The 22,288-nt window shown below is 37.8% G+C and carries 19 protein-coding genes; 6 read left to right on the forward strand and 13 right to left on the reverse strand.

Annotation, left to right across the window (positions count from 1 at the left end; all coding sequences use genetic code 11):
• The first annotated feature begins 84 nt into the window (after positions 1-84).
• Both porV and ispF read left to right on the forward strand, forming a co-directional pair.
• Complete coding sequence (gene porV, locus DHW03_RS11175) at positions 85-1,275, forward strand: type IX secretion system outer membrane channel protein PorV (protein ID WP_109925865.1); 1,191 nt, start codon at positions 85-87, stop codon at positions 1,273-1,275.
• Between the two features lie 65 nt (positions 1,276-1,340).
• Positions 1,341-1,820 carry a 2-C-methyl-D-erythritol 2,4-cyclodiphosphate synthase gene (gene ispF, locus DHW03_RS11180; RefSeq protein ID WP_109925866.1) on the forward strand — a complete coding sequence of 160 codons (480 nt, stop codon included), beginning with the start codon at positions 1,341-1,343 and terminating at the stop codon, positions 1,818-1,820.
• 73 nt (positions 1,821-1,893) lie between these two features.
• Here ispF and DHW03_RS11185 read toward each other — a convergent pair whose 3' ends face one another.
• From DHW03_RS11185 to DHW03_RS11230, 10 genes are all read right to left on the reverse strand, one after another.
• On the reverse strand, positions 1,894-5,301 hold the full coding sequence (locus tag DHW03_RS11185; RefSeq protein ID WP_109925867.1) for a glycosyltransferase: 3,408 nt from the start codon (positions 5,299-5,301) through the stop codon (positions 1,894-1,896).
• A 221-nt stretch (positions 5,302-5,522) separates the two neighbouring features.
• The gene (locus DHW03_RS11190; RefSeq protein WP_109925868.1) at positions 5,523-6,398 is read right to left on the reverse strand and encodes a pirin family protein; all 876 of its coding nucleotides are present in this window, start codon (positions 6,396-6,398) and stop codon (positions 5,523-5,525) included.
• Positions 6,399-6,457: 59 nt separating this feature from the next.
• Entirely contained in the window at positions 6,458-6,988 is a 531-nt protein-coding gene (locus DHW03_RS11195) for a YceI family protein (RefSeq protein WP_109925869.1), read from the reverse strand.
• Positions 6,989-7,217: 229 nt separating this feature from the next.
• Positions 7,218-7,805 (reverse strand): Crp/Fnr family transcriptional regulator, encoded by a 588-nt coding sequence (locus DHW03_RS11200; protein ID WP_109925870.1) that lies wholly within the window; start codon positions 7,803-7,805, stop codon positions 7,218-7,220.
• A gap of 11 nt (positions 7,806-7,816) precedes the next feature.
• Positions 7,817-7,975, reverse strand: a complete 159-nt coding sequence (locus DHW03_RS11205) for a FeoB-associated Cys-rich membrane protein (protein ID WP_109925871.1) — start codon at positions 7,973-7,975, stop codon at positions 7,817-7,819.
• A gap of 90 nt (positions 7,976-8,065) precedes the next feature.
• Positions 8,066-9,253, reverse strand: coding sequence for a hypothetical protein (locus tag DHW03_RS11210; RefSeq protein WP_109925872.1), 1,188 nt, complete (start codon positions 9,251-9,253; stop codon positions 8,066-8,068).
• Positions 9,254-9,324: 71 nt separating this feature from the next.
• Positions 9,325-10,152 (reverse strand): type 1 glutamine amidotransferase, encoded by an 828-nt coding sequence (locus tag DHW03_RS11215; RefSeq protein ID WP_109925873.1) that lies wholly within the window; start codon positions 10,150-10,152, stop codon positions 9,325-9,327.
• A 7-nt stretch (positions 10,153-10,159) separates the two neighbouring features.
• Positions 10,160-11,260, reverse strand: a complete 1,101-nt coding sequence (locus DHW03_RS11220; protein ID WP_109925874.1) for a carboxylate-amine ligase — start codon at positions 11,258-11,260, stop codon at positions 10,160-10,162.
• Positions 11,261-11,286: 26 nt separating this feature from the next.
• Positions 11,287-12,342: an ATP-grasp domain-containing protein gene (locus DHW03_RS11225; RefSeq protein WP_109925875.1), complete on the reverse strand. Its 1,056-nt coding sequence runs from the start codon at positions 12,340-12,342 to the stop codon at positions 11,287-11,289.
• Positions 12,343-12,422: 80 nt separating this feature from the next.
• Positions 12,423-13,130 carry an esterase family protein gene (locus tag DHW03_RS11230; protein ID WP_109925876.1) on the reverse strand — a complete coding sequence of 236 codons (708 nt, stop codon included), beginning with the start codon at positions 13,128-13,130 and terminating at the stop codon, positions 12,423-12,425.
• Positions 13,131-13,305: 175 nt separating this feature from the next.
• Between DHW03_RS11230 and DHW03_RS11235 the strand changes: the two genes are divergently transcribed.
• The gene (locus tag DHW03_RS11235) at positions 13,306-14,115 is read left to right on the forward strand and encodes an alpha/beta hydrolase (RefSeq protein ID WP_240618516.1); all 810 of its coding nucleotides are present in this window, start codon (positions 13,306-13,308) and stop codon (positions 14,113-14,115) included.
• Positions 14,116-14,119: 4 nt separating this feature from the next.
• Here the strand turns inward: DHW03_RS11235 and DHW03_RS11240 are convergent, their stop codons facing one another.
• On the reverse strand, positions 14,120-15,883 hold the full coding sequence (locus DHW03_RS11240; RefSeq protein WP_109925878.1) for a caspase family protein: 1,764 nt from the start codon (positions 15,881-15,883) through the stop codon (positions 14,120-14,122).
• A gap of 44 nt (positions 15,884-15,927) precedes the next feature.
• Between DHW03_RS11240 and DHW03_RS11245 the strand changes: the two genes are divergently transcribed.
• Positions 15,928-17,322, forward strand: a complete 1,395-nt coding sequence (locus tag DHW03_RS11245) for a tetratricopeptide repeat protein (protein ID WP_165825408.1) — start codon at positions 15,928-15,930, stop codon at positions 17,320-17,322.
• A gap of 10 nt (positions 17,323-17,332) precedes the next feature.
• Here DHW03_RS11245 and DHW03_RS11250 read toward each other — a convergent pair whose 3' ends face one another.
• A complete protein-coding gene (locus DHW03_RS11250) occupies positions 17,333-17,563 on the reverse strand; it encodes a hypothetical protein (RefSeq protein WP_109925880.1) in 231 nt (76 codons plus the stop codon).
• A gap of 137 nt (positions 17,564-17,700) precedes the next feature.
• Positions 17,701-18,840 carry a retroviral-like aspartic protease family protein gene (locus DHW03_RS11255; RefSeq protein WP_109925881.1) on the reverse strand — a complete coding sequence of 380 codons (1,140 nt, stop codon included), beginning with the start codon at positions 18,838-18,840 and terminating at the stop codon, positions 17,701-17,703.
• A 313-nt stretch (positions 18,841-19,153) separates the two neighbouring features.
• On the opposite strand from DHW03_RS11255, the gene typA reads away from it, so the two are divergent.
• Positions 19,154-20,959 carry a translational GTPase TypA gene (gene typA, locus DHW03_RS11260; RefSeq protein WP_109925882.1) on the forward strand — a complete coding sequence of 602 codons (1,806 nt, stop codon included), beginning with the start codon at positions 19,154-19,156 and terminating at the stop codon, positions 20,957-20,959.
• A gap of 408 nt (positions 20,960-21,367) precedes the next feature.
• Positions 21,368-22,285 (forward strand): lysophospholipid acyltransferase family protein, encoded by a 918-nt coding sequence (locus DHW03_RS11265; protein WP_109926035.1) that lies wholly within the window; start codon positions 21,368-21,370, stop codon positions 22,283-22,285.
• Positions 22,286-22,288 lie beyond the last annotated feature (3 nt).

Below are 22,288 nucleotides of genomic sequence, written 5' to 3' on the forward strand. Positions count from 1 at the left end.
ATTAAAATATTAATTCTGATTTTGCGTTATTAAATTATTCCAAAGTTTTAATATTCCGAAATCTAAATTACGTACCTTTAAAGGATGAATTTCAAGTACCTCAGTAAGCTTGCTTTTTCTGCACTCTCTGTAGTTTTAGTGTTTGGTAAAACAAATGCTCAAGTTACTATATCTGGTACCCAAACCAATGGGAGCGAATCAAATAATATTGTAACTGCTGTACCTTTTTTATTGATTACACCCGATGCTAGAGCTGGCTCAATGGGCGACGCTGGTGTAGCGGTTCGCGGAGATGTAAATGCGGCAAGTATCAATGCGTCTAAATTGGCATTTCTGGATAAACCTTATGGTTTCGCACTTTCTTACAGCCCTTGGTTGAAAAGCTTAGTTCCTGATATTAATTTAGCCTATTTAGGTGGTTTTTATAAGCTGGACGATCGGAATACAATTGGTGCATCTCTAAGATATTTCTCTCTAGGCTCCATACAATTAACAGATGTAAATCAACAAGATTTAGGGATTAGCAATCCAAATGAATTGGCTCTGGATTTCTCTTTTGCCAGAAGTTTTGGTGAAGAATTTGCACTTGGCAGTACACTCCGGTATGTGTATTCAAATTTGGCCTCTGGACAGTTCTCCTCATCAGGGCAAGTTCATGGAGGTAATGCAGTAGCGGTTGATGTTTCAGGTTTGTATAAAACCTCAACTAGATTATTTGGAAAGAATGCCATTTTATCCGCAGGTGCAAACATTTCAAATATTGGTACAAAAATGAGCTATTCTGATGGTGGCGAAAGCTTTTTTCTACCCACTAACTTTAAACTTGGTGGTGCCTCAACTGTGAGTATTGATGAGATGAGCACCTTTACCCTCGCTTTAGATTTTAATAAACTATTGGTTCCAACTCAACCCATTTACGATTCCAACAACAACATTGTAAGCGGAAAAGACCCTAACCGTTCTGTTCCAGCAGGGATTTTTGGCTCATTTAGTGATGCCCCCGGCGGTTTTAGCGAAGAACTAAAAGAAGTGGGTATCTCTACAGGGTTAGAATATTGGTATAATCAACAATTTGCTTTAAGGGCGGGCTACAATTATCAAAGCCCCATGAAGGGTGATAGCCGATATTTCACTTTAGGTGCAGGTTTAAAATACAATGTTTTTAATATTGATTTTGCTTACTTAATTGCAAATGCGCAAACAAGCCCATTGGCAAATACCTTACGTTTTAGTCTTTTGTTTAACTTTGGCGAAAAAAAGTTAATTAAAAGATAAAACCTCTGTGTAAGGCCCCCCCTGAACCTCAAGATTCCACAGCAGTCAAAATAATTTAGCACACAATGAAAATCAGAGTAGGATTTGGATTCGATGTCCATCAATTGAAAGATCAGCACCCTTTTGTAGTGGGAGGAGTTACTTTAGAACATCACAAGGGTGCCTTCGGGCATTCGGATGCAGATGTTTTGCTCCACGCCATTTGTGATGCACTTTTAGGCGCTGCAAACCTACGCGATATTGGTTTTCATTTCAAGAATACCGACGACCGTTGGAAGGGTATTAGTAGCATTATTCTTCTTCAAGAAACCGTTAAATTGCTCACCGAAAAAGGTTGGCAGGTAGGAAATATTGATGCTATGCTGTGTTTAGAAGCGCCAAAAATTAACCCGCATATCCCTGCGATGCAGAAAAATATAGCCGAAGCGATTGGCATTTCTACAGAGGAAATTTCGATAAAGGCCACTACTAATGAACTTATGGGTTTTATAGGCAGAGAAGAAGGTGTTGTAGCTTATGCTGTTTGCTTGATCGAAAAAATATAGGCTTATATTATTTTCGTTTGAAAAGCATTGATCCCTTCTCATATTGCTAAAAAGGATCAATGCTGATGGTGAATTAAGCCCTATTTTCTTTCACATTTCCAGTTCTTTTTAAAGTTCCCCAGGTTTCCAATTCTCCTTTAATTGCCCGCCTTAGTGAGCGAAAAAGTACTACGTACATCAGCTGTCTCCAGAAAAATCGCTGAGGGAAGATGTAGAGTAAATTTTTGTAATTCTCTTTTTCCATTTTGAAGGCCATTCCTGCAAAAACTAAATCAACAATGATGAAGATGATGTAATAGAATAGCACTTGGCCGAAACCATTGTGCAAGCTCAAAATGCCAGAAAAGCCAGTGAGTGTTAAATTGTTAATTGCACTCAAGGAGAATAATCCAGTTAGCAGTGAAATCAGCATAAATAAATCTGCCAATGGCGAAAACAGCGGTAAAATAATTTGATAGATTAGAATATTGGGCATGCCAACCATCCCGAAATAACCGTATTTTTTATTCAACAAGGTTTTACGGTTTTTCCAGAAACTTTGCATTACGCCAAAACTCCAACGGAATCTTTGTTTCAATAACATGGAAACCGTTTCTGGCGCTTCGGTATAGGCAATGGCGGTATCGCAATTTTTCACCTTGTAACCTGCTTTCAAAATTCGCATGGTTAAATCGCAATCTTCTGCGAGCGTATCGATGGTAAAGCCCCCAATTTCCAATACCACATCTTTTCTAAATGCACCTATCGCACCCGGAACTACCGTAATGGTATTTAAGAGATCGAAGGCTCTTCTGTCCATGTTTTGGGCGGTGATGTATTCTATTGATTGCCATTTTGTTATAATGTTATCTGCATTGCCCACTTTAACGGTACCAGCAACCGCTGCAATTTTGGGACTGTAGAAATAGCGCATCAACTCCGTAACAGCGTCGGTTTTTAATTGGGTATCTGCATCAATACAGATGATAAAATCTGCGGATGCTTTAGCGATGCCATAATTTAGAGCAGATGCTTTGCCCCCATTTTCTTTTCTGTAAACTTTTATTTGGGGTTGGTTTTCAAAGTGTTGATTTACAATTTCAAAGGTTTTGTCTTTTGAGCCATCATCCACAAAAATCAATTCGAAATTTGGATAGGTGGTTTTAAGTAAACTGTTTAAAGTTTGTATGGCGGTTACTTCTTCGTTATAGGCAGGAATAATGATACTAACTTTTTCATTGGGGTTTTCAATTAATTTGTAGGCATTTCTTTTTGATCTTTTCCGTTGGCGAATGGCTAAGTAGGCGATAAATAGGGTTCTAAGTATGGCCAATGCAATGGCTACGGTAAAAACTGCGTTTAAGATTAGGTTGCCATAATAGAAAAAGTTTATGAAAAAATAATCTCCAGACCCAGTAAAACCACTATTGGCTGTAGATGATACCGCAGGCATTAATTCTGACCTTTTCTTGCCCATTAAATTGCCAACGGTGGTAAAGGTGTAGCCTTTCGCTTTAAAAAATTTAATAATTCTTGGCAATGCTGCTACAGTTGCTTCTCGATTACCACCTGCATCATGAAGCAATAAAATGTTGCCATTGTTTTGCTGTTTTACAACCTCATTAAAAATCTGATCAGCGGTTTTGCCGGGCTGCCAATCCTCAGGATCAATATATTCTCCAATATTAATGTAGTTTTCTTTCCTACTTTGTGCCACCGGCAAAATTTCAGAAATGTTTTGTGGCTCTGCATCGGCATTAAAAGGCGCTCTAAATAAAATGGTACTGTGTCCGGTTACGGCTTCAATTAATCTACGGGTGGCGTTCAATTCAAATTTAACCCTTCTTGGGCCAATGGCCGACATGTCTGGGTGGAAAAACGTGTGGTTTCCAATTTCATACCCATCATTGTATTCCTGCCTAAGCAACTCCATGTTTTGCTCGGCCATAATACCGACCACAAAGAAACAACCTGGTACTTTTTCTTTTTTTAAGATGCTGATAACCTGAGGGGTATAAACAGGATCGGGTCCATCATCAAAGGTTAAAGCGATTTTTTTATCTGCTTCACCAAATCTTTTAATTACATATTGCGACGGTAGGCGGGTAAATTGCTGATCGGCAATGGTAAAGCTGCTTTTGTCTAATGTGAAATGTACACTTCCTGGGTTGGGAGTAGAAACCAAGTCTAAAATTTCTCCATCACCGATATAGGCGATTCCGCCCATGGTTAGTGCAGAAATTTTTCTTAAATCAATCGGTTTTTTCTTCAACGAATCTAGGCTCAAATCTTCAGAAATGAAAGACCATAGTCGTTTATCTTCTGAGCCTAGTCTCCACAAAGCAATACCGGCAATATCCCAATCATCTGCTTTGCGAATTAAATTAAAGTTAGTTGCGGCATCGGTGAAGTAAACTTGATGTTTTATTCCGCTTCCATCATTATAGCTGTAATTCAGATTAGCGGATGCGGGATTGAAGTTTATTTTACTTTTCAAATCAACCGCTTGGGTCATGGCATCTTCGTAGGTGATGGGTTTTCCAATGCTGTTTTCTGGCCAATCGTAGCCATAGCAGGCTAAGGCTAAAATAACTTTGCTGGCATCCATTTTATTACAAATATCATCGAGCTTTTCCTCCACCCATTCTTGGTGAGAAATGTCACCGGCGTTACTTTGATCGGTGTGTTGATCGTAAGCCATCAATACAATATAATCGTTATAGTGCTGAAGTGTTTCGGGTTTGTAATCGTCGTTTTCTGGGGAAATATCTTGAGAGACGATTAGTTTTTCAGCATGAAATTGGGTGTACAGGTTTTTCATAAACGCGTTGAAGCGATCTCCGTTTTCCAAATTCAGTTCTTCAAAATCTATATTTATGCCTTTATAGCCATGTTTTTTAGTGATTTTAATAAGGTCGTAAATTAGCTTTTGTTGCGCAGGCTGGTCTGCTAAAAGCCTCCTTACAGCTTGCCCATCCCAATGGTCTTTATTGTAGTTGGATACCACTGCAATTGCCGATTTTTTTCCTTCCTTAATTACTTTAAGGGCTGCTGTATCTGTTTTATCTACAATAGAATCGCCATTTAAAAAGAAAGATTCTGTTGCCACCATATCTAAATGACCGATGTTTCTTTTCAAATCAGAAAGAGATTTGCTTGCCGTGCCGGCCCAACTTACGTAAAAGGCCATGTTTATGCGCTTTGTATAATTGCCTTTACGGGATAAAATCCGCTGTTCTCGGTCTTTTCTAATTTGTTGAAGTTTGGTCTTCTGAATGGAGAAAGCTTTGTACTGCTGCGATTTTTTTAATTTCTCCAGCTGCTTTTGCGTTAGAGGCGTATTGGTGTTTATAAAAGGTAAATCTGGATATTGTACTGATGATAGTGTATAAGCAACGCAAATGACTGCGATGATGAAAACCAAAAAGAATGAGCGACTTATCCAAGTGAAAGTATTCCAACGTTTTTTGTTTTCAGTTTGAAAGATTTGTTTTCCGGACATTTTTCTGAGCTGATTTATGTAACAAAGATGACGATTGAATATGAAGATTGTATGAAACTCATTTTTGAAGACAATATGCTCGTAATTGTCTGATTATAAGTAGTATGTTTGTTTAGTATATAGTGATTGTGCTCAGATTTAATTTGTTTTGGTCATTTTTGGGCACAAAAAAGCCGACAATTTTTTTAAGATGCCGGCTCAAAATATATGATAAACCTGTTTTATTCTTCTATGTAACCAAATTTGCCCTGATTGTAGTCGGATATGGCTTGGTTGATTTCTTCATCTGTATTCATCAAAAATGGGCCGTATTGCACGATAGGTTCATGGATGGGTTCGCCACTTAAAATCAAAACAACGCTGTTTTCCAATGCCTCAATTTCTATATGCTCCCCTTTGTTTTTGAAGTGCGTAAACGTATCTTGATTGGCAATAACTGAATCATTTATTTTAATTGACCCTTCGATCATCATAAAACCAGTATTGAATTTGCTATTAAAATTGAAGCTGATTTTTGCGCCTTGATTTAATCTTGCATTGTAAAGTTCAATGGGTGTAAACGTGCTGGCAGTACCTTTTACATCGTTGTAATTGCCTGCGATAATTTCAATATGCCCACCGTCATTTGGCAAAATATATTTGGACATATCAGCCTGTTTTATAGCCTGATATTTTGGTTTGCTCATTTTATCTTTAGCGGGTAAGTTAACCCACAATTGTACCATTTGAAATGCGCCTCCTGCTAGGCTATAGGCTTCTTCATGGTATTCTTTATGCAGAATTCCGCTAGCAGCCGTCATCCACTGCACATCACCGGGGTATATGATGCCACTATTGCCAGCGCTATCGTGATGGGCTACTGCGCCATGATAAGCAATTGTAACCGTTTCAAAACCACGATGAGGATGGATACCAACGCCTCTTGGTTCTTTCCTTGCAGAAAATTCGATTTTCGAGCCATAATCCATTAAAAAAAATGGACTCATGTCAATCTCATATCCGCTGGGGAAAAAATTATGCACTCTAAAACCGTCGCCTACCATGTGCGGGGCTGGGGCTTTGAGTACATGTTCTACTTCTCTTATATTTGTTTCCATTTTACCTCCATGGAAAAATTTAGTTCAGCCTGCAAAATGCAGGCTGTAGTGCATTAGGCTTATGCTTGTTTTACAAATTGCAATTCGCCTAAAATGCGTACTTCTTCGCTAACCATTACCCCACCAGTTTCTAATGCGGCATTCCAAGTTAAGCCAAAATCAGAACGATTAATTTTACCACTTAAAGTAAAGCCAGCTTTGGTATTTCCCCACGGGTCGGTAGCAATGCCACCAAATTCTGCAATAAGTTTCGCAGGATTGGTTTTTCCTTTGATGGTTAAATCGCCTTTAACGATATAATCACCACCATCTTTTTCTACAGAAGTTGATTTAAATTCGATGTGTGCAAATTGTTCTGCGTCAAAGAAATCAGCACTTTTTAAGTGTGTATCACGGTCTGTATTTCCGGTATCTAAAGAGTCAATATCGCCTTTGAATGAGATTTCAGCATTTTCGAATTCATCACCTTCAGAGGTTAAATCTGCGGTAAATGATTTCAGGCTACCGGTTACAGTAGTAATCATTAAGTGTTTTACTTTAAATTGTAATTCGCTGTGGGTTGGATCTAAGGTCCATTTAGTAGTTGCCATATCTTTTGTTTTTAGGATGTTTAAAATTTACAATACAAAAGTACGGCAATGGCTTGAGGTAGAAATTGATGTATGGTAATAAATGAATTGACTTTCAGATGGATAGATTGATGTCTATTGAGAAATGCCCAACAACACTCATTCAAAACTTAGGCGGTCACTCATTCAAGAATTCAATCATTCACTCATTCAATAATTCAATCATTGAATAACCAGTCATTCAAAAGATCTAGGGTCTAAAGTGTTTGTTGGCGAGTTCTTTTCTAACGCGACTTAGGGATTCTGGTGTGATGCCTAAATAGGATGCGATCATCCACTGAGGTACCCTGAGGGTAAGGTTTGGATAAAGTTTGATAAAGTCTAAATATCTTTCTTCGGCGGTTGCGCTGAGCAGCATATTAATCCTTTTCTGCATAAAGCGAATAGAATTGTTAAGCAAACGGGTATGCATGGGTTGTAAGCAAGGCACTTTAATGGCCGCTTGTTCTATAAAATCGTTTGGCATCACCACCACTTCTGTCACTTCAATTGCATCGATAAAGAAAATTGAAGCTTCGTTGTTCATGTTATTTCGATCTGAAATGAGCCAGTTTTCTGGTGCGAACTGAAGAATGTGTTCTTTACCTTTGGAATCGATAGAATACGTACGCATTAAACCTTTGCAAACAAAAAAGCCATGTTTGCTAATGTCGCCAGTGTATTGAACGATTTCGTTTTTATCGAATTTTTTAATCTTTAAATCGGCAGAAATGCTGTCGAATTGTTCATCAGTTATTTCAATTTTTTCTTTTAAATAATTTTTAAACTGATTGATCATAAAAAGAGGGATTACTTTTTAAGAGGCTTAATGTCTGAAAAATCTACACCGCATTTGCAGTTGCCCCCGCAGCCATCTTTCTTAACTTGTAAAGATTTATAAACCAATCGGCCAACATATACCAATGCAACCGCAAAAAGTAAAAAGACTAATATGGTTTGGATGTTCATGTTACAAATATAAGTTGCTTTTGCGGTTTGGGTTTCAGTTTAATGTAAAAAGGTTATTTGTGTGGTTTAGCTAAATGCGGTGCTGGTAAATTATTCTTCCATAAAGCCTACCGTACCGCCCACCCAATCAAAGTCTGCATTGTAGCGCACGCCAATCATTTTCCCTCTGCTCAGTCTTGCCAAATTTATGCAAAGCTGAGGTTCGCCACCATCTGGCCACAAATACATCATTCTAATTTCTGCCTTTACACCACCATCGGGTGCTTGCACAGCAGGTTCATAATTTACCTTTTTTTGCAAGATCCAATTTTCTGGATCGGGAATACTTTTAATATCACTTTCGGTTACATCAATGATTACGCCCATCCCTGCGAAGGAGAAAAGCGGCTTCAAAACATAGTTTTCTAAATCCGTCGGGATGGATTGTACTTCTTTTAAAAAACGTGTTTCCGGCACAAATTCGCTCTTTAAAAACGGCATGGTGAATTTGCTAATCCTATAGAACCAATTTGGATGCGTTACCCATTCAATATCTAATTCCTCCCTCGGATCGAAACTGCTGTCAAAAATTGTTGTATCGTTGGCTACCTCATCAAAAATTAGGCGATTATAAATTCTTTTTAATTGAATTTGTTTTCCACCTTCTTCATAAAATAAATGCTTGCCCACTTTCTTAATGTCTTTCAGTGCAAGAATTTTAATACCAAGCATTTTTTGTGTTACAAAAAAATCTATGGCTGTTTTTTGATTTGGAGCATCAACATCCATCAACGCAACTTCATATGCCTGATGTTTGCCAATAATGACGTCTTTAAGTAATTGAATGTAACTTTCCTCATTAAAGCCATTTAAGAAGTGATTAACGGAATGATCGATTTCATAAACTTCACGGTATGTATTGGAAAGATGATTTTGAAAACCATATAAAGATGGAAAGCCCTGCATTTCAATTAACATTGGTGTAAGCTCACTTGCTTCATTTTTACAAATTCCGAAATCAAATGTTAAGAAATGTGGATGATCATTTTCATTAGGGACATTCCAGCCCTCTGGAATGGATTTTTGAGTTAAAGCCTTAAAATTGGGCTGTTTAATGAGATCTACAATTTCGTTGCTGGCTAAAATTAATTTTTCTTTTAAAGCATTAGGAACAAAAATAGGCGTTTCTGCAACCCTGAAAGGTATTTCTAGATAGCCATCTTCCAATTTTTGCATAAAAATTTTGTATTTCTCTACGCTAAATTGCTGATTAAATTTATGTCTTTGCGCTGGTATCATATTCTATGGTGCATTTTGCTCAGCCCGTCATCTTTGCTTGCAAATCGGAGATGTATGGCCATTTTGGATTGCTAAGCCTCTTGAAAATTGCCGATTGCCTTTTGTAAAAAGTTTGGGAGTATTATATTTTGGGTAAGCACAATCCTAGCCGGGTCATCTAAACTATTTAACATATCTAAATATTTGGCTTCGCCATGTGTATCTATTATTGCCTTTTTCTTTTCATCTTGAAGGAGATACATTTTCATGCCGATTGGATCTGCTTCGGGATGGAACTGTGTGCCTATAATTTCATCAGAAAAGCGGATGGACATCATACAGCGCTCTAAATCAACATGTTTTCGTTCTTTCTCGATGGCTAAAAGCTTTGCGCCCTTGGCAACGAAAGCGTCAAAATCAGGCTCAATAACTTGCCAATCTCTGCTATCGACCGAGAAAAAAGGATTTGTAATGCCTTTAAAAATCTCATCTTTTTCGCCATTTTCGGTTAGTGTAATTGGGAAAATCCCAAAAGCATTTGATCTTCTTTCGGTTACATTGCCTAAACCGTATTTACGGCAAGCCAATTGAAAAGAATGGCAAATTAGAAAAGCATATTTCTTTTTGTTTGTATGTGTGGTGTTGAAGTTTTCAATTTGATCTAAGAGATTAAAAAAATCGTTTTCCCACTTTTCGCCTTTGCTTTCAATGGGGCTACCAGGTCCGCCGCTAGAGATATAGGCATCATAGTCTATCGACGGGATTTCTCCTTTCTGTCTTAAATCAAAAATATCAAATGACAGATCTATTTCTTGTTGGGTTTTAAAACGCGATAGAATTTCTTGAATTCCACGCATGCCCTGGTTAGGCGCACCGTTATTCATATCGATAACGGCGACCTTCAAACTACTTTTATTCATTTATAATTTACTTTGCACCAATAAGTGTTTGAGTGGTAATGTAATCAACCACCGATTCAAAGCTACCAGTTTGGGCGTAAACAGCCAACTGCCGATCTGCTCCTGTACCATGCTCCAGTATCTTGTGCACGTAATTCAAATCGTTTCTACAGCCCAAATCATCCACTACATCATCTACAAAATCCAACAATTCTAAAACCAGATTGCGGCAATTCACTTCCATTTCTTTTCCAAAATCGATTAAGTTGCCGTCAATTCCGTAGCGTGCTGCACGCCATTTGTTTTCGTTGATTAAGGCTCTTGAGTAACTGATAAACTCCATGTTTTTTAAACGGAGCTTATACAGTTTTGCACACAATGCCTGAAATAATGCAGTAAAGGCCATTGTTTCGTCGATTAACATTGGGCAATCGCAAATGCGAAATTCTACGGTATCAAAGAAAGGGTGCACTCGAATGTCCCACCAAATTTTCTTAGCATTATCCATGCAATTGGTTTTGATGAGTAGCTTTACATAATTGTCATAATCTTCAATACTGTTAAAAATATCGGGGATGCCAGTTCGAGGGAACTTATCGAAAATTTTAGTTCTAAAAGATTTATAACCCGTATTTCTGGATTCCCAGAATGGAGAATTTGTGGATAAGGCAAACACGTGTGGTAAAAAATACCTTACTTGGTTTGCGATGTGTATGGCCAACTCTCGCGATTGAAAGCCAACGTGAACGTGCAGACCAAAAATTAGGTTTGAACGGGCGGCTTCTTGTAATTCGTTAACAATTTCGTTGTAGCGGGGATGTTCCGTTATCAATTGTTTTTCCCAATGCGAGAATGGGTGTGTGCCTGCAGCGCCGATGCGCAAACCTTGCTCGCCAGCGAGTTCTGAAACGGTGTAGCGAAGTTGAGAAATCTCTTTCCGAGCTTCTTCAGTTGTTTTGCAGATGCCTGTACCCACTTCTACCACAGCTTGATGCATTTCTGCTTTAACTTGGTCTTTGTGAATTTTTTGTGCGGCTTCTACAATTTTTTGGTCGTGCGAGGTGAGTTCTCTGGTAACGGGATCAATTACCATGTACTCTTCCTCTATCCCAAGCGTAAATTCATTCATCCTAATCGTATTTAGTTAGATCCCTTTTATTTTTTAGCTGCGGTTTTTTTTGGTTTCGCAGCAGCTTTTTCTGATGTTGTTTTTGTCGAAACTTTTTTAGCGGTTGCAGGTTTTGCAGTGGCTTTTGCCATTAATGGTTTGCCAGCAACTGATGCTTTAATGTATTCGCCCCAGGTTAAATTGTCTTGCCCTTCTTTTTGCGCTTTGGCCCGTTCTATGGCATAATTTGCAGTGGTTTCTACCACCCAATCAAAATTTTCCTGTCCAACACTTTTAAGGTCAGCATCCGGTGCAGGGTTACAAAAATCAATAGCGATTGGAACTCCATCTCGTACGGCAAATTCTACTGTATTAAAATCGTAGCCCAAATAATTGCATAACTTAAGGGTGTATTCTTCTACAGTTTTTAAAAGTTTTTCGCTTGATGGTGCTTTATCAACCGCATAGCGTAAGTGGTGTGGATTGCGTGGATCGTATTGCATAATGCGAACATGCTTACCACCAATGCAATAACATCTAAAATACTCTTCGAAAATGATTTCTTCTTGTAATAGCATCACCAATTGCTGGGTTCCGCTGTGTTTATCAAAAAAATCTTCTTTATCGTGTAATTTGTAAACATCTCTCCATCCTCCTCCATCGTAGGGTTTCATATAGGCAGGGAAACCTGTGTATTCAAAAATGGCATCCCAATTTAGGGGCATTGTTAAATTGGAGAAGGATTCTGCGGTTGTGCCTGTTGGATGTTCTCTTGAAGGAATTAAGGCCGTTTTTGGCACGGGCACGCCAATTTGTTCTGCTAAAGCGTTGTTGAAGAATTTCTCATCTGCACTCCACCAAAAAGGGTTGTTAATAACTGCGGTTCCAGTTATGGCTGCGTTTTTTAAAGAGGCGCGGTAAAATGGCACATCTTGAGAAATACGGTCAATAATTACGGCATAATCTAAAGGGGCATTTTGAAATATCTTTTCGATTTTAACGGCTTCGGCAACAATACCTTTTTCGGCCTTTTGGTTAATTCGCTCAATCACGGCTTCAGGAAAAGAGCGTTCCTGGCCAAATAAAATCCCTATTTTCTTCATCGGTAATTTCTTATTTAATTGTGTAATGGTTAATCTGGTAACTGATTAATCTTTAAAATTGTTTTATTCTAAATTGCCAACTAAAGTTGTGCAATATAATTTGGAAACATTTCTCTCCATATTGGCCAATCGTGGTCGGCATTTTGCCTGATATCTAACCAATGATTAATGCCTTTTTGATTTAAAATGTGCGATAGGCGTTCGTTGTCGGGTCTGCACATATCTCGATCTGTGGTGCCCAAAACAATTTTCAGGTAATGTAATTCTGGGTTACTGTTGTGCAGTAGATAATCAACCGGGTTATTGAAATATACATCGTCGTTGTAGAAACCATCAAGTTGCCCGCTAATGTCAAACGCTCCACTCATGCTAAACATGTGGCTCACCAACCATGGGTGCCGAAAGGCAAAATTTGCAGCATGATAGCCGCCAAAACTACAACCAGCGGTAATAATTTTGCTGTGACCGGTTTCATGCCTAGCTAGGGGTGCTACTTCTTCTAAAAGGTATTTATCATACCAGATGTGGTTCTTCACCCGATCTGCTGGGTGAACGCTCTTATTGTACCAGCTTAATTTGTCGATGCCATCGGGACAATAAATTTTGATTTTTCCTTCGTTAATGAAACCCTCAACAGAGTCTATTAATTTGAAGTCCTTATTTTCAAAATATCTGCCCATGCTCGTAGGAAACAGCAGAATAGGGATACCACCGTGGCCAAAAATGAGCATGTCGATTTCAGCACTCAAATTGGGGCTGTACCACTTTTTATGTTCTTCTTTAACCATATTAAAAAAATGAATGTTTTAAGATAGAAATTAAATTTTACAAAAAGAACGCAATTCATCTAAAATAAAAGCCTAGTGTAAAAAATGATGGCTTACAATTAATAGTTTATCAAGATTTGTACCTTTGCCCCGAATACTGAACGATAAAACGTTGTGATAAGGGGATTCAAACATTATGTATAGTACAATTTTATCCGTAAAAGTTAACACCATTAATTTTAAGATTCCTTCTGCTTTTTTAAAGCATGAGGTTGAAATAGATATTTACGTGCCTGACGGTATTTTAGGCAATGAAAAAATAGAGCTTCTGTTGTTGAACGACGGTCAGGATGTGGCCAAAATGAATTTTACAACAATCTTAGAAGAAGCACACCATAATAAAAGGAATCATCGATTAATTGTAGTGGCGATTAAGGCTTCTGGCGATCGTGTAATGGAGTATGGCGTGGCTGGCGTTCCAGATTTTAAGGGTAGGGGTGCTAAAGCCGATTTATATACAGATTTTGTGATTAAAGAGCTTTTGCCTTTTGTTAAAAAGAAGATTGCAATGCCCATTACAGGTAGAGTTGCTTTTGCAGGGTTTTCTTTAGGGGGTTTATCTGCCTTCGATATTGCTTGGAATAATCCATCTGTATTTAATGCAATTGGTGTTTTTTCGGGCGCTTTTTGGTGGCGTAAGAAGGATCTGGCTGATGGCTATACCGATGCCGATCGCATTATGCACCATTTGATAGATCATACCTCTACCCGATCGGATATGAAGTTTTGGTTAATGACGGGTACTGAGGATGAAAAGGCTGATCGCAATAAAAATCTCATCATCGACTCTATTGATGACACCATAGATGTGGTGAAAGGATTACTTAATAAGGGCTACAAACGCCCAGAACATGTATTTTACTATGAAAAAGTAGGTGGTAAACATGATGTGCCCACTTGGGAAACCGTAATGCCTGCTTTTTTAAACTGGGCATTTGAGGTTTAAAGAATTATCTCTCAGGATAACCATTAAACCAACTGCTTCCCTTGTTTCTGGCTAAGCTATACGTAACTTCCTTTATTGATTTTTTCATTGTAGCCATTTCTGATGGGTTGAGTGTTAGCTGCTGCAATTTTACGTAGGATGTTGAAAATTTACGCATATCAGAGTTTCCAGATAAAGCATTACGATAAGTGATTACAAAACAAGGGCTTATGTTGTTTTTAGATTGAGCGGCGTAATTTAGATATAAAACCTTATCCGCTTCGGCTGCAGTGCCAACAAGTTTTATGCTTTGGTTTGTTTGAAAAACTTGTTTTACCTGCATTGCCAAATCTTTGGGCAAGGGAAGCAATACCGCAAATCGTTGGTTTTGGGCATCGTCTAAAATTTTAATCCCCGCCCCAACCGATAGCGACGAGAAATAGGTCGGGCTTTTAGGATCCCCGTACCAGTTAAAATAATCTACATAATTTGCTTGCTTACTCAAAGGTAAAATCTCCTTGTTAAAGCTAGCCATAAAGGCAGGCGTGTTGGCATCCGCTGCTTCAATGTATATTTTTAAAATTGGCTTAGAAATTCTGTAGGTATCTTTAAGCACAAATGCTGCTCCCTTTTTAATTTGATGCCCCGTTAATGCAATTGCAATTGCGCTATCGCGATAAACTTTGTTGATGGTGATCTTATCACCTTTGTTGAATAGCACGTTCCCGTTTGCAAACCCATCAATGTAGCCTGAATTAAGTGTAATGGAGTTTTTATGTACCTCAATGCAAGTTGCTGTGCGCGGATTTGTTTGTGTTTGTAAAGGGAGTCCGATTAAGTTATGGGTATTTCTTTTGCCATCGTAGTGGAAAGTGGGCTTTTGTTTAAGTTTCTGATTGATACTAATTTCTGTTGTTATCGTTTTTAAAAGTGTGGCGAGGGAAATGTCTTTCGAACTTTTTTCATAAGCGCTTAATATGGCTTTGGTTAATGCGCCGTGTGGAACGCCGGATTCATCCCAAATCTCACTGGCTTTTTCATCATCCTTACATGCAGAAATGGCTACAAAATTTGAGTTTTGGGTTTCTGAAGGACGAGCAATAATTTCCTGATCAACAATTATTGGCATTACGTTCATGTCAATGTCTCGAGTCATCCGATCCAGCTCATCGATATACATTGACTTTAAAGAGGATGTGTCGGTAATCCCATCATCCACATAAGGATTAGGTTCCATAAACCCGGAAGACAGTGTCATAGACATGTTTCCACTGTAACAACAATCGAATATGGTGGTTAGCGTTACTTTTTTTGCTACAAATTGGTTGAAAATTTTCTTCAGGGTATTGTCTTTAAGTAAGCAATTGTATCCAGGCGAGTATAAATCGCTCATAATTAACGATTGGTTATACCCTTTTTTAATGGGATCGTTATTGAGCGCAACATTATCTATGTAAATGCCATGCCCACTAAAATAGAATATAACAACATCCCCTTCCTTGCTTTTATTTAAGGTGCTATTAAGGGCACTGATAACTTGTGGTTGAGTGGCCATTTCGTTAAGGATGACATTGACATTGGTTTGATTGAAATTGAATCGACTTACCAAAAGTGATTTTATACTCAAAGCATCGTTTACACAGCCTTTTAACGAATGAAAACTTTTTACCATAGTTGATTCATAATAATCATTGATGCCAACCAAAACTGCATATTTGTTTTGGCCGAAGCCGGTTAGGGTTATGAAGCACAATAGGTAAAAAAATAATTTTGTAGGTGGTTTGTGCATAGAGATGTTTTTTTATATTAAATTTAATGTTTAAATCCCTGATAATGAAATTTATAGCGCTGAGTTTTTTGTGCATTCTAACCGCCCTTAACGGCGCCGCTCAGAAAAGGGTAATTGATAGTTTATATAAGGATTTGCGCTTTAAGAAAACCGATACCGACCGGGCGGTTGCGCTCTATAACCTCAGTTATTATTATCAAAATTTTAAGCCAGATTCTGCCATGTTTTTGGCTAAGGAGGCGTATAATCTTTCTAAAAAGCGTAAATTTTTGCGGGGAGAATCTTGGGCATTAAGCAGTATGGCTAATGCTTTCCATGCCTTGCACAATTACCCAAAAGCGATTGAATATTTTATTGAGCAATTAAAAATTGAAGAGAAAAGAAATATCCCAGAGAATATAGGTAGTACCTATTTGAGTATGGCACTGGTTTATAATAGTGAAAAAGATGTTAGAAAAGCCTTGTTTTATGCTTTGAAAGCCGACTCCATTGCTAAAGTAAATAAACTCCCAGAGCTGGCGCTATTTGCCAAACTGAATATTGGCGATATTTACGAAAAGGCAAATCAATTGGGTTCGGCAATGGTTTACAGCCATAATGCTTACGAACTTTCTTTGCTTCAAAAAAACGATCAAATTACTGGCGTTGCCTTAAATAATTTAGGAAATATATACTTTAAGCGAAGTGAGTATGGGAAGGCTAATGATTATTATAGGAGAAGCATTCCTTTTCTGAAATCCAGTGAAGATTATAACAATTTAGCGGAATGCTATGTTGGTTTAGCCAAAGTATTTAAGGATCAACATAATCCAGACTCTGCTATCTATTATGCGAAAAATGCTTACAAACTGGCGAATGATAACGAATTTTTTGCTAAAGCGGTAGATGCAAGTGCATTATTGATCAAGCTATACAAAAGTAACGGCAAAATTGATAGCGCTTTTGTTTATCAGGAAATTATGATTACGCTTACGGATTCTATTGACAATAAGGAGCGGGCAAAAGAGGTTCAAAGCATTACTATTGCTGAAGAACTGCGCCAGAAAGAAATAGTTGAAGCACATGAAAAAGAAATGGAAGAAAGAAGACAAAAATTGCAATTACTTGCCATCGGAATTCTGATTCCCATTTTCTTTTTCATTAGCATTTTTTTGAGTAGAAGAAAGGTTAATAAGAAAGTAATTGAGTTTTCGGGTATAATTTCTCTGTTGATGCTTTTTGAATACCTAACCTTATTTATCCATCCTTTTGTTGCTGAAAAATCGCATCATTCACCCTTTATCGAAATTGTAGTTTTTGTAATCATTGCTGCGCTACTTACGCCAACGCACCACAAGGTTGAGCATTGGTTGATTGGTAAATTAAGTAAGATTAGAGAACGCCACATTGAAATGCGCCAAAGGGCGATTGATGAACTTGAAACGGATAAAGAAGATTAAAACGCCTTTCCTACTTTTTTGGTGGCGGTGCTAATGTGCCTTTTCCGCCAGTATCAACCGAATCTTTAACGGATGAGGACATCACTTTTGTTGTATCCACTACGTTGCTGTCTGTGGTAGTCGTGGTGGTTACTGTTGTAGTGTCAGCGGTGTCTGCTTTTTTCTCGCTGTTGCAGCTTTGTAATGATGCAGTGCCGACTAAGGCTGCCACGAAAGCGCCTGTTAAGATGATTTTTTTCATGTTGTTTTAAGTTTGATTTAATTTGAAGTTACAATATTTTTTTGTTTTAAACTATTGTAAATCATTTTGTTAATTCATATCAAACCTTGTATTTCTAATAAAAAAATGGATGCAGCTTAGCACATCTTGAGCATTTCTTATTGCAGGTAATTTACGCGTTCTACTGTTATTTTTTCCCCACTTAATTTTTCTAACAGCAGTTGGGTTTTGTTGCTGTTTTCTCGTCGCCATTGAATAAACTCACATAGGGTTGCGAATGTATTAGCTGTTCTGCCCTCTATACTTTTAATTTCTTCATTTATGGTAAGTTTATTTGCAATGTTGGTTACAGACAGGTTAATGCCAACAATCTTGAGTTTACCGTCAACCAGATAAACATCTGCTGCGGGGCCTAAATTTTTCTTTGCAGATTTGTTTTTAGGTAAGATCCAGTATTTAAGTTGGTTGGTATTGAATATAAATTGTTTGGTGTTTTCCATAAAGAAGCCTAGTCCTACTTTACTTCCAACACCCTCTCGAAGATTAATTTTGACTGGATTGAATTGATGATTTGCGAAGCCGACATTGGCAAACACGATGGAAACTTCTGCGCCAACGTTTGCGCTATTTAAACCTTGCGCAAATATTTTAGCGGGATAAACGGTGCCATTTTTTTGGTTTTCTGCCATTAATTTTTTGAAAGTTGGTTCTTTCATATTGCCATCAAAAACGCCTGCAAAGCCGAAATCGATTAGGCAAGATTTTAGGGATTCGCCTCCAATAGATACGTCTGCAAAATGCCTGTTGTTGATGAATTTAACATTGGTTTCTTGCATGTTGGGGCTTGGTTGGAAAGGACTTGCCGATACATAGGCTTGCTGCTTTTCGAAGTCGAATTTCCAATTAAGCTTGTTAATTACATCGGCACCAAGCAAGTATAAATCATTGCAGAGCAAGAAAGGCATATCTGTAATGACAGTATTTTGGTTTTCGAAGATGCTACTGCCAATTTGTATGGTTTTTATGCTGCCATGCCCAACAGATTTGGAATTTTCTTGGCTGTCTTTAACCTTTCTATTCTTATTTGCGACGATTCCTGTTGCTGCGGTGGTTGTAGAATTGGCAACACCTGTATATGCGCCTGTATCGAACGCGAAGTTAGCGGCTACCCCATTCATTTTTCCTTTAAATACCAGCAAACTTGTATTGGTTGTGAAGTTAAGTGTATCTACACGGCTTTGAGCTGCTAGTAAAGTTGGGATGGATAAAAATAGGATGATGAATAGTTTTATTTTCATTAGGAGCGTTTAGCATTAACATTAGGGTTGTACCGATCAATTATAGTTAAAAATATGAAAATATTTGGGGCGAGGGGTGTGAACTTTAATTTTTGCAGAGGCTTTGCAAACTAAACCCAATGGAAGCGGTAGCCCCGAAATGAAATGAGGGCTTTAGCGAACTGTGGGGCTGTAGTTAAAAAAATGCTTCTGCACTTGCTTTTCTATTTATAAATGAGATAATTACAAGGTTAACCTCGCATTAAATAGTGAGACATATAGTAGAAAATCCATTTCTAAACACTATCTTTGCGCCAAATTTGAGGCGCATTTTATGCAAAAGATTAGAAATATAGCTATTATAGCACACGTTGACCACGGTAAAACTACATTGGTTGATAAGATTTTACATTCTTGTTCTATTTTTCGTGACAACGAACAAACAGGAGATTTGATATTGGATAATAACGATTTAGAGCGTGAGCGTGGTATCACAATCGTATCTAAAAACGTTTCAGTTCAATACAAAGACGTAAAGATTAACATTATTGACACTCCTGGTCACGCGGATTTTGGCGGTGAGGTAGAGCGTGTGTTGAAAATGGCCGATGGTGTACTTTTACTTTGTGATGCTTTTGAAGGTGCAATGCCTCAAACGCGTTTTGTAACCCAAAAAGCTTTGGCCCTTGGCTTAAAACCTATTGTGGTTGTAAATAAAGTTGATAAAGAAAACTGTCGCCCTGAAGAGGTTTACGAGCAAATTTTCGAATTGTTCTTTAACCTTGAAGCAACAGAAGAACAACTGGATTTCCCTGTAATTTACGGTTCATCTAAACAAGGATGGATGAGTACAGATTGGAAAGTGCCAACTACTGATATTTTTGCATTGTTGGATGCTGTAGTGGCAAACATTCCACCTGCACCAATTAACGACGGTACTTTACAAATGCAAATTACTTCGTTAGATTATTCATCTTTCGTAGGTCGTATTGCAATTGGTCGTGTACACCGTGGTACAATTAAAGAAAACCAACCAGTTACGTTAATTAAACGTGATGGAAGAGTTGTAAAATCAAGAGTTAAAGAACTTTACACTTTTGAAGGTTTAGGAAAAATTCGTGCTACGGAAGTAAGCTCTGGAGATATTTGTGCTGTTGTTGGTATTGATGGTTTTGATATTGGTGATACCATTTCTGATTTCGAAAATCCAGAGCAATTACCTGTAATTAGTATTGATGAGCCAACAATGAACATGTTGTTTACCATTAACAACTCACCATTTTTTGGTAAAGAAGGTAAATTAGTAACGTCTCAACGTATTAAAGAACGTTTGTACAAAGAGATGGAGAAAAACTTAGCTTTAAAAGTTGTTGAAACGGCATCTCCAGATTCTTGGTTGGTTTATGGTCGTGGTATTCTCCATTTATCGGTATTAATCGAAACGATGCGTCGTGAAGGTTATGAAATTCAAGTTGGTCAGCCACAGGTTATCATTAAAGAAATTGATGGTAAAAAATGTGAGCCAATTGAAACTTTAATTGTTGATGTACCTGCAGAAGTTTCTGGTAAGGTGATTGAATTGGTAACTCAACGTAAAGGTGAGTTGTTGATTATGGAGCCTAAAGGCGATTTACAACACTTAGAATTTGAAATCCCAGCTCGTGGAATTATTGGTTTGCGTAATAACGTATTAACAGCAACTGCTGGTGAGGCTATTATGGCTCACCGTTTCAAAGCTTATGAGCCTTGGAAAGGAACAATTCCTGGTCGTTTAAATGGTGTGTTGGTTTCAATGGATAAAGGTATGACTACTGCTTATTCGATTGATAAACTACAAGATAGAGGTCGTTTCTTTGTTGATCCAGGTGTGGATATTTACGAAGGACAAATTTTAGGTGAGCATATCCGCGATAACGATTTGGTTGTAAACGTGGTTAAAGGAAAAGCATTAACTAACATGCGTGCTTCTGGTACAGATGATAACGCTCGTATTGCTCCTGCTATTAAATTCTCTTTAGAAGAGGCTATGGAATATATTCAAGCTGATGAGTATATTGAAGTTACACCGCAAAGCATGCGTTTACGTAAAATCTTTTTAACTGAACAAGAACGTAAAGTTAAAGGAAAGCAGTTTGCTTAATTTTTGATTCCTTTTTAGGAATTTTAATATAGGAAGGCCTCGATGTAAATCGGGGCTTTTTGCTTTTAAGTGGTTTTTATCAATAGCCACTACGGCACTACACTTTGGATTGTATTCCGTGCATTTTGTTTTTCCGTGGCAAAAATGCAAAAGGTAACGCAGTAATATCAAAATAAAATTTTGGATGCCTATACTCCCTATTTATTCTAGGATAGAAAAATAAATCGCCAAAGAGTTGTTTGTCAAGCTAAATTCAAAACAACTATTGGGAATAGAAATCTAACATTTTCATGGCAATTCATTTTCTGTACGCGCCTAAATTTGAGTTTTTAAACCAAGCTGAATCAGCTAAATTTCTTGTTTGCTAACTACCTGAATTTTACTTTTTTTGCGTTTATTTTTATTGATATGATTAAAAAGGGGTTTTCCTATTTGGGAATATTTTTTTTAGGCGTATTATCCCTATTGCCATTATCCGTATTGTATTTCATTTCAAACGGCGTTTATTTCTTGCTTTATCGTGTTTTTGGTTATCGAAAAAAAGTAGTTAGAGAGAATTTGCTTCAGGCCTTGCCGGAGAAAAGTCTGGACGAAATTTTAGCGATTGAGAAACGCTTCTACAGATATTTATCTGATCTAATATTCGAGATTGTAAAAATGAACAACATATCAAGCGCTGAAATAAAAAAGCGATTTGTTTTTCACAATAAGCAACAAATAGAAGATTATTTTGCTCAAGGTAAAAGTGTTTTGATTTGTTCGGCGCATTATGGAAACTGGGAATGGGGAACTTTGGGTATAGGGTTAAATTTTTCTGCAAATCATTACCCAATTTACAAACCACTGAGCAATCCTATTTTTGATGATTGGTTTAAAAGGGTGCGCAGCCGATTTGGAAACAACCTAATTGCCATGCGCCAAACCTTAAGAGCTTTACAAGCCAGTAAAGATGGGCCGAGCATGTTTAGTTTTGGCAACGATCAGGCGCCTTCCAAAGATGAATCGCACTATTGGACGACCTTCATGCATCAACAAACATCCATTCAATTGGGGATTGAAAAAATTGCAAAGAGAACCAACCAGCCAATCTTCTATTTGAAGGTTAATTGCATTAAACGAGGGTATTACGAGGTAGATTGTGTTCCCTTGTGCTTAAATCCTGCTGACACAGTAGAATTTGAAATTACAGAAATGCACACCCGCTTTCTGGAAAACATCATTAGAGCAGAACCGGCATATTGGTTGTGGAGCCACCGCAGATGGAAATATAAACCCAAAGGGTTAGAGATCATTTCAACCGAAATGGAATCGCTGATACAGGCTTAATCG

The sequence above is a fragment of the Pedobacter yonginensis genome (assembly GCF_003173595.1).
Classification (GTDB): Bacteria; Bacteroidota; Bacteroidia; order Sphingobacteriales; family Sphingobacteriaceae; genus Pedobacter; species Pedobacter yonginense.

Bases quoted from the DNA above. Each gene is read 5' to 3' on its own strand.
- porV (WP_109925865.1), top strand. From the start codon at position 85: ATGAATTTCAAGTACCTCAGTAAGCTTGCTTTTTCTGCACTCTCTGTA.
- ispF (WP_109925866.1), top strand. From the start codon at position 1,341: ATGAAAATCAGAGTAGGATTTGGATTCGATGTCCATCAATTGAAAGAT.
- DHW03_RS11185 (WP_109925867.1), bottom strand. From the start codon at position 5,301: ATGTCCGGAAAACAAATCTTTCAAACTGAAAACAAAAAACGTTGGAAT.
- DHW03_RS11190 (WP_109925868.1), bottom strand. From the start codon at position 6,398: ATGGAAACAAATATAAGAGAAGTAGAACATGTACTCAAAGCCCCAGCC.
- DHW03_RS11195 (WP_109925869.1), bottom strand. From the start codon at position 6,988: ATGGCAACTACTAAATGGACCTTAGATCCAACCCACAGCGAATTACAA.
- DHW03_RS11200 (WP_109925870.1), bottom strand. From the start codon at position 7,805: ATGATCAATCAGTTTAAAAATTATTTAAAAGAAAAAATTGAAATAACT.
- DHW03_RS11205 (WP_109925871.1), bottom strand. From the start codon at position 7,975: ATGAACATCCAAACCATATTAGTCTTTTTACTTTTTGCGGTTGCATTG.
- DHW03_RS11210 (WP_109925872.1), bottom strand. From the start codon at position 9,253: ATGATACCAGCGCAAAGACATAAATTTAATCAGCAATTTAGCGTAGAG.
- DHW03_RS11215 (WP_109925873.1), bottom strand. From the start codon at position 10,152: ATGAATAAAAGTAGTTTGAAGGTCGCCGTTATCGATATGAATAACGGT.
- DHW03_RS11220 (WP_109925874.1), bottom strand. From the start codon at position 11,260: ATGAATGAATTTACGCTTGGGATAGAGGAAGAGTACATGGTAATTGAT.
- DHW03_RS11225 (WP_109925875.1), bottom strand. From the start codon at position 12,342: ATGAAGAAAATAGGGATTTTATTTGGCCAGGAACGCTCTTTTCCTGAA.
- DHW03_RS11230 (WP_109925876.1), bottom strand. From the start codon at position 13,130: ATGGTTAAAGAAGAACATAAAAAGTGGTACAGCCCCAATTTGAGTGCT.
- DHW03_RS11235 (WP_240618516.1), top strand. From the start codon at position 13,306: ATGTATAGTACAATTTTATCCGTAAAAGTTAACACCATTAATTTTAAG.
- DHW03_RS11240 (WP_109925878.1), bottom strand. From the start codon at position 15,883: ATGCACAAACCACCTACAAAATTATTTTTTTACCTATTGTGCTTCATA.
- DHW03_RS11245 (WP_165825408.1), top strand. From the start codon at position 15,928: ATGAAATTTATAGCGCTGAGTTTTTTGTGCATTCTAACCGCCCTTAAC.
- DHW03_RS11250 (WP_109925880.1), bottom strand. From the start codon at position 17,563: ATGAAAAAAATCATCTTAACAGGCGCTTTCGTGGCAGCCTTAGTCGGC.
- DHW03_RS11255 (WP_109925881.1), bottom strand. From the start codon at position 18,840: ATGAAAATAAAACTATTCATCATCCTATTTTTATCCATCCCAACTTTA.
- typA (WP_109925882.1), top strand. From the start codon at position 19,154: ATGCAAAAGATTAGAAATATAGCTATTATAGCACACGTTGACCACGGT.
- DHW03_RS11265 (WP_109926035.1), top strand. From the start codon at position 21,368: ATGATTAAAAAGGGGTTTTCCTATTTGGGAATATTTTTTTTAGGCGTA.